At 34.2% G+C, this 17,840-nt stretch carries 16 protein-coding genes; 9 read left to right on the top strand and 7 right to left on the bottom strand.

Annotation, left to right across the window (positions count from 1 at the left end; genetic code table 11):
- Positions 1-27: 27 nt before the first annotated feature.
- The gene (locus IRZ80_RS15075) at positions 28-834 is read right to left on the bottom strand and encodes a hypothetical protein (RefSeq protein ID WP_194642405.1); all 807 of its coding nucleotides are present in this window, start codon (positions 832-834) and stop codon (positions 28-30) included.
- Positions 835-1,171: 337 nt separating this feature from the next.
- On the opposite strand from IRZ80_RS15075, the gene IRZ80_RS15070 reads away from it, so the two are divergent.
- Positions 1,172-1,495 carry a single-stranded DNA-binding protein gene (locus IRZ80_RS15070; protein WP_194642404.1) on the top strand — a complete coding sequence of 108 codons (324 nt, stop codon included), beginning with the start codon at positions 1,172-1,174 and terminating at the stop codon, positions 1,493-1,495.
- Positions 1,496-1,573: 78 nt separating this feature from the next.
- On the opposite strand, the gene IRZ80_RS15065 is transcribed toward IRZ80_RS15070, so the two are convergent.
- Entirely contained in the window at positions 1,574-2,509 is a 936-nt protein-coding gene (locus tag IRZ80_RS15065; RefSeq protein ID WP_194642403.1) for a right-handed parallel beta-helix repeat-containing protein, read from the bottom strand.
- Positions 2,510-3,540: 1,031 nt separating this feature from the next.
- Entirely contained in the window at positions 3,541-4,068 is a 528-nt protein-coding gene (locus IRZ80_RS15060) for a ferritin (protein WP_194642402.1), read from the bottom strand.
- Between the two features lie 321 nt (positions 4,069-4,389).
- Here IRZ80_RS15060 and serS point away from each other — a divergent pair, with 321 nt between their 5' ends.
- The 8 genes from serS to IRZ80_RS15020 all read left to right on the top strand — a co-directional run bounded on the left by serS (position 4,390) and on the right by IRZ80_RS15020 (position 13,263).
- On the top strand, positions 4,390-5,661 hold the full coding sequence (gene serS / locus IRZ80_RS15055) for a serine--tRNA ligase (RefSeq protein WP_194642401.1): 1,272 nt from the start codon (positions 4,390-4,392) through the stop codon (positions 5,659-5,661).
- A gap of 173 nt (positions 5,662-5,834) precedes the next feature.
- Positions 5,835-7,613 carry a tetratricopeptide repeat protein gene (locus IRZ80_RS15050; RefSeq protein ID WP_194642400.1) on the top strand — a complete coding sequence of 593 codons (1,779 nt, stop codon included), beginning with the start codon at positions 5,835-5,837 and terminating at the stop codon, positions 7,611-7,613.
- Between the two features lie 161 nt (positions 7,614-7,774).
- Complete coding sequence (locus IRZ80_RS15045; RefSeq protein WP_194642399.1) at positions 7,775-8,086, top strand: DUF4286 family protein; 312 nt, start codon at positions 7,775-7,777, stop codon at positions 8,084-8,086.
- A 95-nt stretch (positions 8,087-8,181) separates the two neighbouring features.
- Positions 8,182-8,964, top strand: coding sequence for a 16S rRNA (adenine(1518)-N(6)/adenine(1519)-N(6))-dimethyltransferase RsmA (gene rsmA / locus IRZ80_RS15040; RefSeq protein WP_194642398.1), 783 nt, complete (start codon positions 8,182-8,184; stop codon positions 8,962-8,964).
- Positions 8,951-10,303 (top strand): magnesium transporter, encoded by a 1,353-nt coding sequence (mgtE, locus tag IRZ80_RS15035; RefSeq protein ID WP_194642397.1) that lies wholly within the window; start codon positions 8,951-8,953, stop codon positions 10,301-10,303. The genes rsmA and mgtE overlap by 14 nt, the downstream gene beginning before the upstream one ends.
- A 147-nt stretch (positions 10,304-10,450) precedes the next feature.
- Entirely contained in the window at positions 10,451-11,227 is a 777-nt protein-coding gene (gene proC / locus IRZ80_RS15030) for a pyrroline-5-carboxylate reductase (protein ID WP_194642396.1), read from the top strand.
- A 372-nt stretch (positions 11,228-11,599) separates the two neighbouring features.
- Positions 11,600-12,601 (top strand): hypothetical protein, encoded by a 1,002-nt coding sequence (locus IRZ80_RS15025; protein ID WP_194642395.1) that lies wholly within the window; start codon positions 11,600-11,602, stop codon positions 12,599-12,601.
- 80 nt (positions 12,602-12,681) lie between these two features.
- Entirely contained in the window at positions 12,682-13,263 is a 582-nt protein-coding gene (locus tag IRZ80_RS15020; RefSeq protein WP_194642394.1) for a TIGR00730 family Rossman fold protein, read from the top strand.
- A 32-nt stretch (positions 13,264-13,295) separates the two neighbouring features.
- Here the strand turns inward: IRZ80_RS15020 and IRZ80_RS15015 are convergent, their stop codons facing one another.
- The 4 genes from IRZ80_RS15015 to IRZ80_RS15000 all read right to left on the bottom strand — a co-directional run bounded on the left by IRZ80_RS15015 (position 13,296) and on the right by IRZ80_RS15000 (position 17,790).
- Positions 13,296-14,687: a hypothetical protein gene (locus IRZ80_RS15015; RefSeq protein WP_194642393.1), complete on the bottom strand. Its 1,392-nt coding sequence runs from the start codon at positions 14,685-14,687 to the stop codon at positions 13,296-13,298.
- 64 nt (positions 14,688-14,751) lie between these two features.
- Complete coding sequence (locus IRZ80_RS15010; RefSeq protein ID WP_194642392.1) at positions 14,752-15,390, bottom strand: chloramphenicol acetyltransferase; 639 nt, start codon at positions 15,388-15,390, stop codon at positions 14,752-14,754.
- Between the two features lie 148 nt (positions 15,391-15,538).
- Positions 15,539-16,810: an OmpA family protein gene (locus IRZ80_RS15005; RefSeq protein WP_194642391.1), complete on the bottom strand. Its 1,272-nt coding sequence runs from the start codon at positions 16,808-16,810 to the stop codon at positions 15,539-15,541.
- A gap of 272 nt (positions 16,811-17,082) precedes the next feature.
- Positions 17,083-17,790, bottom strand: a complete 708-nt coding sequence (locus tag IRZ80_RS15000) for an HAD family hydrolase (protein WP_194642390.1) — start codon at positions 17,788-17,790, stop codon at positions 17,083-17,085.
- Positions 17,791-17,840: the final 50 nt, after the last annotated feature.

The following is a 17,840-nucleotide window of genomic DNA, read 5'->3' as shown; positions in this document are numbered from 1 at the left end:
TTTTCACACTTCTGCTTTTTTAGTTTTTTAAAATTTCAATAAGGTTTTTATGTCTTCCGGAATTTGCTCTTTATTTTCTATTTGCCCATAAAATTTAAAAGCTTTTTGTTTCATTTTTTCGTCATTTTTAGTTTCAGAAACTTTGAGTAAACACAATGAATAATGGATTTTAAAGTTTTCGTCTTTTTTATAAGTTGAATAACATTTTTCTAAATATTCTAAACCTTCATCATATTTTTTGTTTTGTGATAACAAAACGCCTTTTAAAAATATTACTTCGTCTTTTAATTTTGGATTTAATAATTTATATTTTTCGATTGCAATATTTATATTTTCTAAACCTTTATCTACATCTCCGAAAATAGGAGAAGTTAATGCAAAACCATAATAACCTTCAGGGCTTTCAGGAAATAACGTAATTATTTCATTATATTTTTTTCGAGCAATTTTTAATGATCTATCTTGACCTAATCTTAATCCTTCGGAAGCTAAATTTATTTTAAATTCTAATGTTTTTTTTGACAAACTGTCTGCCATTATATAGCAAGCTATAGCCTTTTCGTCATTTAATAATCTCAAAGTGTATCCTGTAAAAAAAATTGCATCACAAAAATTCGTGTCTGTTTTGTATGCTTTAAAGAAAATATTTGAAGTTATTTTGAGATATTTTGGGTCTAAAGATTTGTTTAAATATAAAGTTTCTATGCCTAAATTAAAAAGCTTCATTGCTTTGGGATTTTCAGACTTACAATACAAGTTTTTACCTTCAAAGTAATTTTGAGAAAAAGTTAAATTAAAGCTTATTATTAGTAAAGTAGCAATGATTTTTTTCATTTTAAATATTTGTGTTTTTCTATGCGTTTTTTTGGTTCAACTTGCCTGTAACTTGTATATACCCGCAGCAAACTAAAAAAAATATTAAAAATTGAGGTAATTACTTTCTAGTTTGTAAGCGATATCCAACAAATATAGGGCTAATATTTTATTGTATATTAATTACATTCGCTTTTATTCTCAGCACATTATTCGTTTGCAAACGGTTACAAATACTTACAACCGAAAGTAAACAGTTACTAACCGAATAATTTTTGCATGCAGTCACATCTTTGTCATGTCAATAACAATAACAATATCAATAATAATATACGCTAACATTTAAATTTTACACGCCATGCAAAACAGAGTACAGTTAATCGGGAACACAGGGAATGATCCAATAATCAAAACGCTAGACAATGGGAGAAAAGTAGCAAACCTTTCCATCGCAACCAAAGAGTTTTACAAAAATGAAAAAGGAGAAAGGGTAGAACAAACCGAATGGCATCCCGTAGTTGCTTGGGGAAAAGTAGCCGAGATTATCGAAAAATTCGTAACCAAAGGCAAACAAATTGCCATAGACGGAAAACTAACCCACAGAAGCTACGATGACAAGAACGGAGAGAAACGATACATCACCGAAGTCGTAGTAAGCGAGATTATGCTGCTTGGAAAGTAGTTTCGAGCTTTGAATCTTCCATAAAAAAAGTGTTCGCTTAGCGAACACTTTTTATTTAGTATCATTACCTAAAATGAATTAATAGATTCTGGTGAATGATCCAGCTCCATTACCAGAAGCTGTACTTCCGGTAATTGTTATGTGTCCGGTATTTCCATTTCCGTCGTAGCCCCATGCTTTATTATTTGTGGCCGAATTACTGGTTACTGTATGTGGAATATTTTGACCTGCACTTCCTAATTTAAATCCGTTACCGTCACCATTTGTTCCGTATCCATTATTTTGTGATTTACAGTTTTTAATGGTTACTGTATATGGCTGTCCATACAAATCCCATCCATCGTCAGAATTATGGTATGCAGTACAGCTGTCAAAAACGTTTCCTGCACCTCCAGACAGTTTGCAGGCAAAACCATCTGCATTTTCTCCACCATTTGCTGTGTCGTAATTTTCAGCTGAGTAGCAATTACTTACAGTGTTGTGATGCGCTCCATTATAAACTTGAATTCCAGAGTCTTTATTGCCTGTGGCTGTAATTTTATAAATATAGTTATAGCCGCCCACTTGTAAAACCAAACCGCAATCAGGAGCATTTTTAATGGTCATGTTGGTAACATTCCAGTAACTTCCATTTAATTTCACGCCCCAGCCTGAAGATATTCCAGAACAATCTAGTGTGCCTCCTGTAAAGTTTATTTTAGAAGATGAAGTACCGCTTTTTAGTAATTGAAGTGTTTTGGTTAGTTTAATGGTGCCGCTTACAGTGATGACATCGCCAGGAGCAGCATTGGTTATTGCACTTATTAATGCCGTCTCAGTAGTTACTGAAGTACTTTTGCGTGTAAGTGAATTGCCAGATGGACTGCTTTGTGTATCATTTGAAATAGTTTGATCGTCGGTTGTGATGTTTTGCGAATCAGTCGGGCTGATAGTGTCATCATTTTGACAATTTGAAAGAAGCAGCGAAAGTAAAATTACACTTGTAATTTTACAAATTAGTACATTTTTTTTCATAAAAATTTAGTTTTTAAAATGGTTATTGATTAATTGCAATTAATTGTAATCGATTGCACAAATCTAATTCTAAAAAATAAAGTTTTTCTTATTTTTGTAAATAAATATATAATTTTATGTTAAAAACAGGTATTTATACCTGTTTTTTTAATGTATTTTAATAAATGTATAATTACATTTTTAACAAAAAACATATAGAAATTATGTTTTATGATTAAAAATCGGCTTTATAAGTGAAAGTTTAATTACGTTATAATTTACAATATTGATTTTTATTATAACATTTTAGAAAGTACTTGGAGAGATTTTTTTTTCGTTTTTCTCTTTAATCTTTGAAGAGTATGTGCAGGCAGTAAGGATTGATTGTAATAAGCAATATTTTTGTTTCTATTCATGATTTGATTTTGAGTAAATACTTTTACAGAACAAAATTATTATGAATATTATAAAAACAAGACAGCAGTAATCGTGAGGTTACTGCTGTTTATGGATTTTAATTTTATTGCTTTTAAGTAAATTTGTTGTTTTTATGGCTATGTAATAAATCAATATTCTAAAACATAGTGGTGTGTATTATTAAGCTGAACACTTTAAAGAAGTAAAAAATACTTTATTCGAACTAAAACTATGCTGATTTTTTTAATAAATCAAACATTGGACAGCGGCTGCAGCGTTTCTTTTCGCTTTTCTTGTATTTTTCACAACAGCTGGATTTACAGTTTGACGGTACTTTACAGCTTGACATGCAAGTCGACTTACAGCCTTCAAGAGCTTTCAGTTTTTTGAGGATTTCTTTTTTATCCTTTTTTTTCTTCTTGTCCTTTTTCTCCTTTTCTTTTTCTTTCTTGCTCAAGGTAACTGCGGATTATAGTTATGAATCTGTTTGAATCGTGTATAAAGAATTTAAAACCAATGCAAAGGTATGTTGTTTTTATCTATTCTAAATAAATTTTAACACTTTTGGAGCAAAAAAAATCCCCAAAATGCTGTTCGTGCATTTTGGGGATATTATTTATTAAGAGGTATCTTAACTATTTGGTAGCAGCGCCTCCATTTGCAGCAGCACTAGCAGCGGCTACCTGCTGGATGTCACGGTCAAAAAGATACAATCCGCCTTTGTCGTCACCGATAAGGTTGATTTTATCCAAAATTGATTTGGCAGTTGCTTCTTCTTCAATCTGCTCGGCTACGTACCATTGCAGGAAGTTATGAGTGGCATAATCTTTCTCCTGAAAAGTAATATGAACTAACTCATTAATCGAGTCAGATACAAAAACTTCGTGTTTGTATAATTCTTCAAACATTCCTTTGAAGGTTTCGTAAGATGTTTTTGGAGCTTTCAAATCGGTAATTTGAGCATGACCGCCACGTTCATTTACATACTTGATTAGCTTTAGCATGTGCAGACGCTCCTCATCTGATTGAGCGTACATAAACTGAGCGATACCTTCCAGTCCATTCACTTCAGCCCAGCATGCCATTGATAAATAGATTTGAGAAGATTCGGCCTCTATACGGATTTGCTTGTTTAGCGCTGTTTCGATATTTTTTAATAACATGATTTCTAGTTTTTAGTGAAATTAAAAATAAATAAGTTGAGTTCAACTTAGTTTTAAAGTATAAAGGAAAGAAATATTTTCAATTTATCAATATTTCATTGCAATTTTACTATGAAAACAGCTTGAATTTAGATTCGTTTTTGATAGTTTATTTCGCAAAGATTCACAAAGTATACACGAAGAATCAAGAAGTTTTATTTTAAAATCTTTGCCTGTCTCTGCGACTTCTTTGTGAATCTTTGCGAAATAAAAAAGCGGCTATTAAATCCATGAATTATTTCCTTAAATTTGCTTCCATTATTGAGTTATAAAAATCAAACTATGTTACAAATTGCATTTATTAGAGAGAATCAAGAGAAAGTAATCAGCGCTTTGGCCAAAAGAAATATGGATGCCAGAGCCGTTGTTGAAGAAGTGGTACAACTGGATGAAAAACGACGCGCTGCGCAAGTTGAGTTAGACAACACTTTATCCGAATCTAATAAATTGTCCAAAGATATAGGCGAATTGATGAAAGCCGGCGAAAAATCGAAAGCGTCAATCCTTAAAGAAAAAACGGTTCTTTTAAAAGAAAAAAGCAAAGCATTGGCTGAAAGCGCTGATGTTTTAGCAAATGAATTAACAGAAAAATTATATACACTGCCTAATCTTCCTGCAGCTATTGTTCCTGCTGGAAAATCGGCAGACGATAATTTAAATGTTTATGAAGAAGGTGATATTCCGGTTTTGCACGAAGGTGCGCAGCCACATTGGGAATTGGTAAAACAATATGATATCATTGATTTTGAACTTGGAAATAAAATTACAGGTGCAGGATTCCCTGTTTACAAAGGAAAAGGTGCCCGTTTACAGCGTGCTTTAATTAATTATTTCCTTGACAAAAATACAGCAGCAGGCTATCAGGAAGTTCAGGTTCCACATTTTGTGAATGAAGCTTCGGCTTATGGAACGGGGCAATTGCCGGACAAAGAAGGACAGATGTATCATGACGCAACAGATAATCTATATTTGATTCCAACTGCTGAGGTTCCTGTGACCAACATTTTCAGGGATGTAATCGTGAATGAAAATGAATTTCCAATTTTGCGGACTGCCTACACACCTTGTTTCCGTCGTGAAGCGGGTTCTTACGGTGCGCATGTGCGAGGATTGAACCGTCTGCATCAATTTGATAAAGTAGAAATTGTTCGTATTGAACATCCGGATAACTCCTACCAAGCTCTTGACGGAATGGTAGAACATGTAAAAAATATTCTGAAAGAATTGAAACTGCCTTTCCGAATTTTACGTCTTTGCGGAGGAGATATGGGTTTCACATCGGCTTTGACTTATGATTTTGAAGTGTATTCTACAGCGCAGGAACGCTGGTTAGAAATTTCATCAGTATCTAATTTTGAGACTTTTCAGGCGAACCGTTTGAAACTGCGTTTCAAAGATAAAGACGGTAAAAACCAATTGGCTCACACGCTTAACGGAAGTTCATTGGCTCTGCCAAGAGTTCTGGCAGGCATTTTAGAAAATTACCAGACTCCGGAAGGAATCGTAATCCCTGAGGTTTTGCGTCCATACTGCGGGTTTGATATTATAAATTAGTGAATAGCCATTAGCCAAAAGGCAATAGCTTGAAATTTAGATCGGAAATTATCCAATTAATTTGTGATTAAAAATTTGTCCTATAAGTCATATAAATGTATTGCAAAACTTTAAAAATAAAGCAAATGCAAACTTATATGACTTATATGTTTTATAAAAAATTGCTGTTAAAAATGAAAAAACTCTTCCTACATATCGCACTGTTTTTTTCATTAATTGGGTTTGCCCAAAATGAACAATTGGCCCAGTATTATTACGACAAAGGAGATTTTGAGAAAGCATTAGTCAGTTATCAGGAGTTATCAAACAGCCTGCCGTCTAACCCTTTTTATTTTCAGCGAAAAATTGACTGTATGCAGCAGCTGCTTCAGTTTGATCCTGTAGAAAAGGAAATTCAGGACCGACTGACAAGATCCGGACAGTCAACACTTTTGGTCGAATTAGGATATAATTTTCAATTACAGAAAAATGATGTCAAGGCCAAAAAATATTATGATGAGGCCATAGACAGAATCCGAAAAAATCCAAACGAAGTCTATGGTGTTGCCAATGCATTTGAAAAAAAAGTACTGCTTGAATATGCTTTAAAATCATATCTGACGGCGGTTGAAATGGTGCCAACCCTTGATTTTAAATATCAAACGGCTCTGCTGTATGGACAATTAGGAAATACAGACCAAATGACTGTTAATTTTTTGGAAGAAGCTTTTGAAAATCAGCAGTCGACTGTAATGATTCAAAATCAGTTGACGCGGTATATGTCTTCTGAAGGGGAATCTAAGTTTAACGAAAGTCTCCGGAAAGCCTTAATTGTTCGGGTTCAAAAAAATCAGGATGTTTTTTGGAATCAATTTCTAAGCTGGTTTTATATGCAGCAAAAGGAATTTGGAAAAGCGTTTATTCAGGAAAAAGCGATTTATAAGCGAAATCCGGAATCATTATCAAACATCATCAGTTTGGGACAAATCGCTATCGAAGAAGGAAATCAGGAAGTTGCCACCGAGGTGATGAATTATGTTTTAGAAAACACAACCGATGTTGATTTGATTGTTAGGGCTCAAAGTTATTTACTGCAGATGCGAATGGAAAAAGCGCAGGAAAAAGATTTTGCTGCTATTGATGCACAGTTTAATGCTTTGTTAAAGCAGTATGGAATAACGCCGGTTACTTTATCTTTGCAGTTAAAACAAGCACATTTTGTAAGTTTCATAATGAAAAACCCCACTTTGGGTAAAACCATTGTAAAGCGGGCAGCGGAGATGCAGCTGAATCAATTTGATCAGGCACAGTGCAAAATGGAACTGGCGGATATTTTGCTTTCTGAAGAAAAGTTCAATCAGGCATTACTCTATTATTCTCAGATTCAGGAAAATCTGCAGAATAATGTGCTGTCGCACGAAGCAAGTTTGAAATCAGCAAAAACAAGTTATTTTAAAACCGATTTTGAATGGGCTTTGAAACAGTTCAAAGAACTAAAATCGGCCACTACCCAGCTGATTGCCAATGACGCTTTGGAATATTTTCTTTTGATTAATGACAATACCGTTGCCGATTCGTCTCAGACGGCTTTGAAGCAATTTGCCAAAGGAGATTATCTTTTGTACCAAAATAGAAATCAGGAAGCTGTAGCTCAGTTTCAGCAGATTCTGAAAAGTTTCAAAGGACAGGAAATCGAAGCCGTGACTTTGCTCCGATTGGGCAGATTGTATGAAAAACTGGGTGATAATACGCTGGCTTTGGCACAATATCAAGATATTATTGATCATCACAGTGACGGAATTTATATTGATGAAGCACTGTATTTCTCGGCAGAGATTTATAATAAACAATTACAGCAGCCTGATAAGGCAAAAGCTTTATACGAGAAAATAATTTTTGCGCATCAGGACAGTATCTATTTTGTCGATGCCAGAAGGAAATTCAGGGAATTGCGAGGAGATACGAACCTTTAAAGAAAAGTTTAATCGTTTAATTGTTTAATTGTTTATTTGTTTAACCGAATTAATGATTAAACAAATAAGTATAATTAATAAAAGAAGAGTTTAATCGGTTAATTATTTTATCTTTTTAACTTTCTTCGATTAAACAATTAACCAAATTAACAATAAAAAAAATGATTATATACAACGTTACCACAAACATACATGAAAGCGTTCATGATCAATGGATGATCTGGATGCAGCACAAACATATTCCCGAAATGCTGGCTTGCGGAAAATTTAGTTCAGCTCGTTTAGTCCGAGTTTTGGTTGAGGAGGAAATGGGCGGCGTTACTTATTCTGTTCAGTATGAAACGGACAGTAAGGAAACATTAGCAAAATACTATCAGGAAGATGCTCCAAAATTAATAGAGGAAGGACAAAAATTGTTTGGCGACAAAATGCTGACTTTTAGAACTGAATTGCAAGTGATTTCAGATCATTAAAAATCTTTGGATTTAAAATTAAATTTTGTCTTTGCGTCTTTGCGAGATTATAACCCTAAATAAAGCGAGAAGACACAGTGCCTCGCAATAACGATATGGAAAAAGTAACAGCCAAAAAGCACCTCGGACAGCATTTCTTAAAAGATGAAAGCGTAGCGAAAGACATCGCTGACACCCTGAATTTAGAAGGGTATGAAGATGTACTGGAAATAGGACCCGGAATGGGAGTACTGACCAAGTATCTGCTGGAAAAACCAATCAATACATATGTTATCGAAATTGACACTGAATCGGTTGAATATCTGGGTGTTCATTATGATAAATTGAAGGGCAGAATCATTTCAAAAGATTTCCTCAAATACGATATAAATGAAGTTTTCGCTGGGAAACAATTTGCTATCATTGGAAATTTCCCGTATAATATTTCGACGCAGATTGTTTTTAAAACATTGGAATATCGCAATCAGATTCCTGAATTTGCCGGAATGTTCCAAAAAGAAGTAGCAGAACGTATCTGTGAGAAAAAAGGAACCAAAGCTTATGGAATCCTGTCCGTTTTGGCACAGGCGTTTTATGATACTGAATATTTATTTACCGTAGACGAAAATGTTTTTAATCCGCCACCCAAAGTAAAGTCGGGAGTGATGCGTATGCGAAGGAAAGAAGATTTTAGTCTGCCTTGTGGCGAAAAATTGTTTTTCACGGTTGTAAAAACGGCTTTTCAGCAGCGCAGAAAGACCTTGCGGAACAGTTTAAAAACCTTAAATTTGTCCGATAAATTGAGAGAAGACGAAGTTTTTAATCTTCGTCCCGAGCAATTGGATTACAAAGAATTTATAGCATTGACCCAAAAAATAGAAGCCGATGGAGGAGTTTAAAATCAGCAAAGAATTAATACTGCAGCTCGGTGAATTTATTCAAAGTAAAAATGACCAGCAGCTGGAAGTTTTATTGAATGATATGCACCATGCTGATATTGCCGAAGTTTTAGATGAATTAGACTTTGATCAGGCAACGTATATCTTTAAAGTTCTGGACAGTGAAAAAACTGCCGAAATCCTATTAGAGTTAGAAGATGATTTAAGGGAGAATATATTAAACAGGCTTTCGCCAAAAGAGATTGCCGAAGAGCTTGACGAATTAGAAACCAATGATGCGGCCGATATTATCGGGGAACTTTCGAAAGAGAAAAAAGCCGAAGTAATATCAGAGCTGCAGGACGTTGAACATGCTAAGGACATTGTAGAACTTTTACGTTACAAGGAAGATACTGCAGGAGGAATCATGCACAAGGAGCTTGTAAAAGTGAATGAAAACTGGAACGTGCTTACCTGTGTAAAAGAAATGCGTATTCAGGCCGAAAATATTTCCAGAGTCCATTCTATTTATGTAGTCGATGACGAAGACAGATTAAAAGGCCGATTGTCGCTGAAAGATCTGCTGACGACTTCTACACGGACAAATATCAGCGATGTATATATCCGAAAACTGAATTCGGTAAATGTAGATACAGAAGATGTTGAGGTGGCCAGAATCATGCAGAAATACGATTTGGAAGCTATTCCTGTAGTGGATGAACTGGGACGTTTAGTAGGGAGAATTACTATTGACGATATCGTGGACGTTATCAAAGACGAGGCCGAAAAAGATTATCAATTGGCAGCGGGTATTACTAATGACGTAGAGTCGAGCGATACTGTTCTGGAGCTGATGAAAGCAAGACTGCCGTGGCTTTTGATAGGAATGGTAATTGAAATTATTGCCTCAAAGGTTCTCGAAGGCAATCAGACTACGGGGCAGCAGTATTTTACTTTGATGATATTTGTTCCCTTACTTTCGGCTACAGCGGGAAATATTGGTGTGCAGGCATCTGCAATTGTGGTGCAGGGTCTGGCCAACGGAACTTTAAAACAATACAGCAGTCAATACTTAACTAAGGAACTTTCGGTTGCTATGATTTCGGGAACGATAATATCATTATTTTTATTTTTGTACCATTCTTTAATGTATCAGCAGTATCTAGTTGGATTTGCTATCTCTATTTCCATGCTTGTAGTAATAGTATTTGCAGCTTCATTAGGGGTATTAGTGCCTCTGTTTTTACATAGAAGGAAAATTGATCCTGCAATTGCGACAGGACCTTTTATTACTACTACAAACGATGTTTTCGGCATCATGATTTATTTTGAGATAGCCAGACTGATATTAGGATATTAAACATCGGCAACTTTTAGAATATAACAATTATCCCGAATTTATTTAAATTTAAAAATAATAGATTCGGGATAATTTGTGTTCTTTGTAATTCCTTTTTTTCGGCATCCGAAATACTATTAATCAATCAAAGAATAAAAAGATACAAGAATGAAAGTACATATCATAGGCGGAGGAAACCTTGGGGCTTCTGTCGCAATCGGGATAGCAAAATTTACTAAAGATAACCAGGTAACGGTAACGAGACGCAATTTGGCTCCTATTTCGCATTTAAAAGAATTAGGAGTTACAATCACTACAGATAATACCAGTAATATTCAGGAAGCAGATGTTGTTATCCTGACGATAAAACCCTATCAGGTAGATACCGTTCTGGCTGAGATTCTGCCTGTGATTTCCAGTAAAGTAATCGCTTCGGCAGTAAGCGGACTTTCTATAGAGAATTTACAGAATAAGATAGGGGAGAATCATAGTGCGGTGCGTATTATGCCAAATATCGCAGCACAATTTGGGGCTTCGGCTACCTGTATTGCTTTTCATGAAAAAAACAAAGAAAAAGCACAGCCAACAGTAACTCTTTTTCAGGGATTAGGAACAGCTCCTATCATTGACGAAAAACTGATGGATGCAGCAACCGTTCTAGCAGCAAGCGGAACAGCATTTGCTTTGCGCTACATACGTGCTTCTATGCAGGCGGGAATCGAAATTGGATTTGACTGGAAGACTGCCTTGGAGATATCGGCACAGACTGTTAAAGGTGCTGCCGAAATGCTGCTGGAGGAAAAAGGACATCCAGAACAATTGATTGACCGCGTTACTACACCGCAAGGCTGTACCATTGCAGGATTGAACGAGATGGAGCTTCATGGTTTCAGTTCTTCTTTAATCAAAGGAATCAAAACTTCATTAAAACAGATCAAGGGGTAAAGCCTTTTGGGCGTGCCACCATAAAGAAAGGGGTCAAATCATTGTAATGGTGATTCGGTCCCTTTATTTTATGCTGTCGGGCTATCCACGCTGCTTTGGCATCTGGTTTCTATCCCTCACAGATTACCATTTCAGAATAAAATTTGCTGAATTGCTACAGACTTATTTGAATTAATTTTCATCAGAAAATATTCAGGAATAAAAAGTTTTTGCTGATTTCCCAGATTATTTTCACTATTTTCATGCGCAAAAAAATAATATAATTTTCATAAATTCAAACTTATGCATATTGCTTTATTACCGCAATATCAATTATGCACAATTTTATAAAGTGCAGGCGTAAATGAATTAACAGCAATCTATTATACTCTTATGACTTCAAAAATTAAAATTCTTTTGTTTTTTTTCTTGATAATTTCAGGTCTGCTTTCAGCCCAAGATAATGCAGAAATTGTAAAAATAAAAAAGGAAATTGCAGCTTTATTTCAAAAAGCAGGCAAATCAAATCTTCAAAACGTGCTAACCTATAAAATAAACGGTAAAATTGGTTTTGTAGATGCTGTAACAAATAAAAAACTTCTTAATCCAACTTCCAATTTACAAGACGTAACACTTTTTAAACCTAATATGAAAGGGCTTTATAAAAAGTTGTACAATTTCGAAATTTCGGGAGACACCTTTAATATCAATGTTGAAAAGCTCACAAATGAGGAGTTATTCCCATCGATTAGAGGAATGCAAAGTGAACGTGAAACTATTGAAGTTATTGATTCCAAAGGAGGGTTCAAAGGTTTTACCGTTGATGTAAATGGTAAGCTTACCTCTTACTCAAATCTATATTATGATAAAGTGAGTCCCTTTCTGTTTGAAGGGAAATATTATGCAATGGCAACAAAACAGACAGGTCCGGATGAATATTTTGGAGGTATTATCGATACTGATGGTGTGCCGCTGCCTCACTTCAATTTTATCCATAAATGTCTTACTCTAATAAATTATGAGAATGATGATATTTGGTTTACAGAAGGTCTTTGCAGGGGGTTAAAAGGGTCTTTTATTAGTTTTAAAGGCAAAGTTAAATTTAAGGACGAACTTGTAGGAAGTACAAACTACAGTAACAATATTTTTGAATACAATCACAACCATTCTGATGATTGGGAAGTTAATGGAATTCTTGATGTATACAATATGGAATGGGTTATGAAACCTCAAACGGCTATTAAGATACAAGGATTAGGGTATACAAGCAAAAAGCAGCTTGATGAAAGTAAACTGGAAGAAAGACCAAACGCTAATGTTTACTTTTTGGTCGAAGAGGGCAAAAAGGAATATTTCATGGATTTTAAAATGAAGAAATACCTGCCGGTGAAATAGTCAGCAGCTGTATTTTTCAGGATTAAGGAGTATTTTAGTAATGTGATATGTTTTTTGAAGAATTTTAAATAGTTATTGAAATGAAAAGAATAACCGTATTCTGTGGTTCCAGTTCAGGAACTGAAGAAATTTACACTTCTCAGGCAGCTCTGCTTGGACAGAAATTAGCCAAGCGAAACATTGAATTGGTTTATGGAGGAGCCAAAGTCGGGCTTATGGGAGCCGTTGCAGACGGTGTTTTGAATGCAGGCGGTAAAGCAATCGGTGTGCTGCCAAATTTTTTGAGGTCAAAAGAAATTGCTCACCCAGCACTTACTCAATTAATTCTGGTTGATACCATGCACGAGCGAAAAACCAAAATGAATGACCTTTGCGACGGCGTAATCGCTCTGCCGGGCGGTTTTGGTACATTGGATGAGCTTTTCGAAATGCTGACGTGGGGACAGCTAGGACTGCATAAAAAACCAATTGCCATTTTAAACATTGATCGTTATTTTGATGCTTTAATTATTTTTATCCAGACAATGACAGACAAAGGTCTTTTGAAGGAAGTAAATCAGCAGATGCTTTTGATAAGCAGTGATATTGATGATCTTCTGGAGAAAATGGAAAATTATACAGCACCCGCTGTTGGAAAATGGATCAATAAAGAAAATATTTAATGTTATGCCGTTTTTTTAATTATAAAATCTATTTAAAACGAACGGTCAAATCCGTCAATAAACTTACGCATGATATATTGTTTTGCAGAACTGTCATAATAACCCAGAATATAGTAATTTTTATAGCGTATAATGCTTGGTAAGGTTACTTCTGAGTGTTCCAGTTCAAAACGTGAAATAAAATCGACAGCAAGAGGCTCCTGGTCTTTTTTAATGTGATCTAACTTTTTATCGAATATACTCTCAAAATAAACAGTGGTGGGAATATTTTGATACTGCAAATTATTGTCGAATGAATTAAAGTCTGACAATGTATTAATGAAATTTGCAAATTGGATGTTACCAGTGCCTCCTAATGTAATCAAAATCGAATTTGAGGTTTTGTAAACTGTTAATCCAGCTTCTAAATATACTAATTGGTTCAGAAATTTGGCAGTGGTTTTGAGCTCTTTTGGTCTTTGTCCTTCAAACTGCTGCCATAAAGGAGAACTTTTAAAGGAAATAGTATCGGTTTTTGAAACGAGTATGTTTTTTATGATAGCTGCTGTGTTGTAATCTTTTATTTCAAACACCAATTCTTCGGCATTGACTTTGAATTGATATATTTTACTCTCGTGGTAATATGAATTAGACAGGCTGACATAATTTTTGGTTGAAGTTTTCGGGAAATTTTTCTCCTGAATTTCTAAGGTTGACAGATCAATATCAAATGCCTGCGTTTCATTGTCATTATGATCAAAAGTCAGAAGCAATCGGTTTTTGAGGACGTAAAATTTTGTCTTTTGAGTGCCTTTAAATAATGGATTGAATTGGTTTGTTTCTATTTTTTCAATAGGACAGGCTTCCAGAATTTGGGTAAAGTTTATTGCTTGATTTTTACTGTTTTTGAATTTAAAAGAACTAAAATCAAGTGTTTTTTCTTCTTTTTTGCCATCTTTGAAAATGTACAGTATTAATTTTTCTTCAAATTGTTTTTGTGCAAGGATATAGAATGTATTGTTTTCCTGAAATTGTGTAATAACGGTTTGATTAAAAAACTGCTGTTCATAATTAATGGGATAACTGGTTTTGGAATTCAAATCATATTGTACAGCTGTTATTTTGGTCAAATCAGCATTTGACCAATAAAGAGCTGGATTTTCATCGCTGTTGAAACTATAGCCTGCAATTGTTGTAAGACTGGTGTCCGGCCTTGGAAATGAGTATTGACTGTTCAGAAACAAGGAACTGTTGTATTTTAGAATAGTAAGTGTTTCTTTATCGGAAGCAAACACAAACATATTATGGGTGATTGTGTTTTCTGCATTGATAATATGCCTGTATTCTTTGGATTTTTTTAGTTCTAAAGGAAAAGTAGCTAAGACCGTCTGGCTTAAAAGAAACTGGCTTTGAATTAGTATAAAAAAAAGAAATATTCTTTTCATATGTTTTTTGCTTTTCAAATGAGTATTCGTTTTGAAAGAATCAACAAAAATTGTTCCATTTTATTTATACAGTATCTTGATTCATAATTTCTTGAAAATAATCTGCCATTTGTCCTACGTGCAGAGCATCCATCAATCCATGATGAACGTGGATTGACATTGGCATTTTTCTTTTTCCTTTTTTAGATAATGTCATTTTTCCAAAAGAAATTTTTGGACAGCTGTCAGGAATGGTCATATTGCGTGCGTGTGAAAGCGAAGTGAAATTCAGCCACGGAATTGACGAAAAATGAATGAGATTGTCTTCTTTGAAGTCTCTAGTTAACAGTCCTGCTGTATTTTGAATACGCTCGATTTCGGCCATTGCATTTTTTTCAAAAACCGCATAATCGGGATGAAATTCTATCAAGGAAAATCCAAAAGTTCCATCACTCCTTCCTATAGTCGCCGATGCATCAATCCTGTCATGTATGTAAATATGAGTGTTGTCTATGCGGTATCTAAAACTTTCGAAAGTATTTACGGCTAACAGTGTTTTGTGTAAATAATAGATAAAAAATGAAGTGTCTAGTGCTTTGGAAACGGCATAGGCTTTGGTGCAGTCAATATTTATGCTTACCCCAAAAAAAGGTTCCTGCATTTGTTTAAAGAAAAGGAAATGTTCTTTTCTATTCCAATTATCTAGATTTAAAAGCGTTTTCAAAAAGTTATTTTTTTACAAAAATACAGTTTTTCTTTTAATCTGTTTTAGTTGAAAATTATAATAGTAATAGATCTTTTCTTAAGGATACAAAGCAAAAAAAGTCCTAAAATGATATCATTTTAGGACTTTTAAAAGTGGTTAAGTTAGCTTATTTTACAGTGAAAGTAACTTTTCTAACTAATTTTCTTGCTCCGTTAGATGTTTTGTCAACTGAAGTGTCTTCTCCAGCAGAAATAACATTTACTCTTGATGCGTCTATTTTAGATTTTACAAAAATATCTTTTATAGTGTTTGCTCTCGCAGCAGCTAGTTTGTCGTTGTAAGCAGTTTTTCCTAATTCATCTGCATGACCTACAATATCAACTGTAGCAGAAGGATTATTTCTTAGGTAAGTAAGAACGAAATTGATACCGTCTGTTGAATCATTTGTAGGTGTAGTTGAATTGTAATCGAAATAAGCACAAATGTATCCAGAGTTGATTAATCTCTTAACTGATTCGTTGTTTTTTGTAATAACAGTGCTTTCAGAATTGTCTCCGTAAGTTCTAGTTAAATAGCTTTCTAATTCATCAGGAATGCTGTTATTGTTAACATCAATAGACTGTCCTTTTGTGTTAACCATTACTCCAGCAATTGTATTTTGTTCTTGGTCTAAATAATCAGGAACACCATCTTTGTCTGTATCCTGCATTGTAGATTCTATATCAGCAATTTTTTTGTTTAATGCAGCAATTTCGCTAACTTCAACAATTGGACGTGCATACCAGTCAGCATGTTTGTCATATTTGCCTAAAGAATATGATAAACCAATAGTTCCATTTAATAATACGCCTGATGATAACATATCCGATTTGTTTAAGCTATATCCATCAAAAGCGACATCTTGTTTTGTATTATAAATAACTGAGAAATCACCTGTTAAAGCAATTCTGTTTGATAATTTAATTTGAGCTGTTACGCCAGTTATTAAATTAATCATTAAATCATTATCTCTTCCGTTATCAAAAGTAGCTTGAGCTACTCCAAATCCAGTATGAGCTAATAAACCAAAAGTTTGTGTGAATTCTTCAAAGTTCATTATTCTGCCAAGGTTAGCAACACCTTGAACTGCTACTCTGTAATAATCTGATTTAAAATCTTTAGAAGAATTATCATTTGCAAAGTGATTAAATCCAAAATCAGCTTTTAAACCAAATTTATTGTTAAACATATATCTTGCTCCAAAATCAACAACATATGGACTTAATGGAGAAGTATAATACCCGTTTGTCAGTGGTTTTGCTGGTTTGTTAAAACCGCCAGCCAGCTCAATAGTCCATCTGTTGAAGTTGCTGCTTTCTGTACTTTGTTCCGTATCAGTTTGTGCAGTCATAGTTGTCAGACCTGAAGCAAAAACTAATGCAAGTATTGTTTTTTTCATGATGTATTTTTAAAATTCGGGCAAAAATACAAAATTCAGAGTCATTTTTAAACCTTTAAAGCTCAATTGTGTAAGAAAAGAATATTATTATTTATTAAAATCGTTTAGTTTTTAATATAAAACACTGATAACAAGGCACTTGTATTGGTTTTTATTTTTTTTATAAAAAATTAAGTTTTTTGTGTTTCTAAGAAAATTGATACAAGGAATTAAAGCTTTGATTTAATTTTTGTAAAAATTTTCCAAATTTTTAGTATATATGTGTGTCATTATTAAGTTAATAATGGTAAAATTTCAGTTATTTTTTCGAATGCCTGGAAGTTTTTGTGCTCTACTTTATGGTCAATTTTTTCGTGTGCCCAAGTCGTGTGAAAAGGAATGTGAACTGCGTATCCTCCGATGGACAAAACAGGTAAAACATCCGATTTTAAGGAATTGCCAATCATGAAAAACTCATCAGGCTGAATCTCTAATCGTTTAATCAAATCCGAATAATCTACTTCCTGCTTGTCAGACATTACTTCAATATGATGAAAATAATGTCCCAGACCCGATTTGTGTAATTTACGGCGCTGATCTAGTAAATCGCCTTTGGTAGCAACAACCAATTTGTATCTGCCTTGCAGCGCTTTTAAAGTTTCTTCTACGCCATCCAGCAATACAATTGGCTTTTCGAGCAGTTCTTTTCCATATTCAATTATTTTTTCAATGACTTCTACTCGTATAGTTTTCTCTGAAATATTCATTGCAGCTTCTATCATTGATAAGATATATCCCTTAATTCCATAACCGTATAATTTGAGATTACCGATTTGAATTTTAAACAGCTCATTCGAAATTCCCTGATGTGATAGATAATCTTCCATCAGACCGCAGAATTTTTTTTCGGCTTCATCAAAGTAGGTTTCGTTGATCCATAAGGTATCGTCTGCGTCGAAGGCAATTACTTTTAAATTTTGAATTTTGTTTTTGTCTAACATATTTTTAAAATATTTTTTTCGGCCAATGTTTTTCAGCGACGAACTATTAT

Origin of the sequence: Flavobacterium sp. HJJ (assembly GCF_015351475.1) — a bacterium.
Lineage (GTDB): Bacteria > Bacteroidota > Bacteroidia > Flavobacteriales > Flavobacteriaceae > Flavobacterium > Flavobacterium marginilacus.
This window is presented reverse-complemented; position numbering and strand designations above follow the sequence as displayed.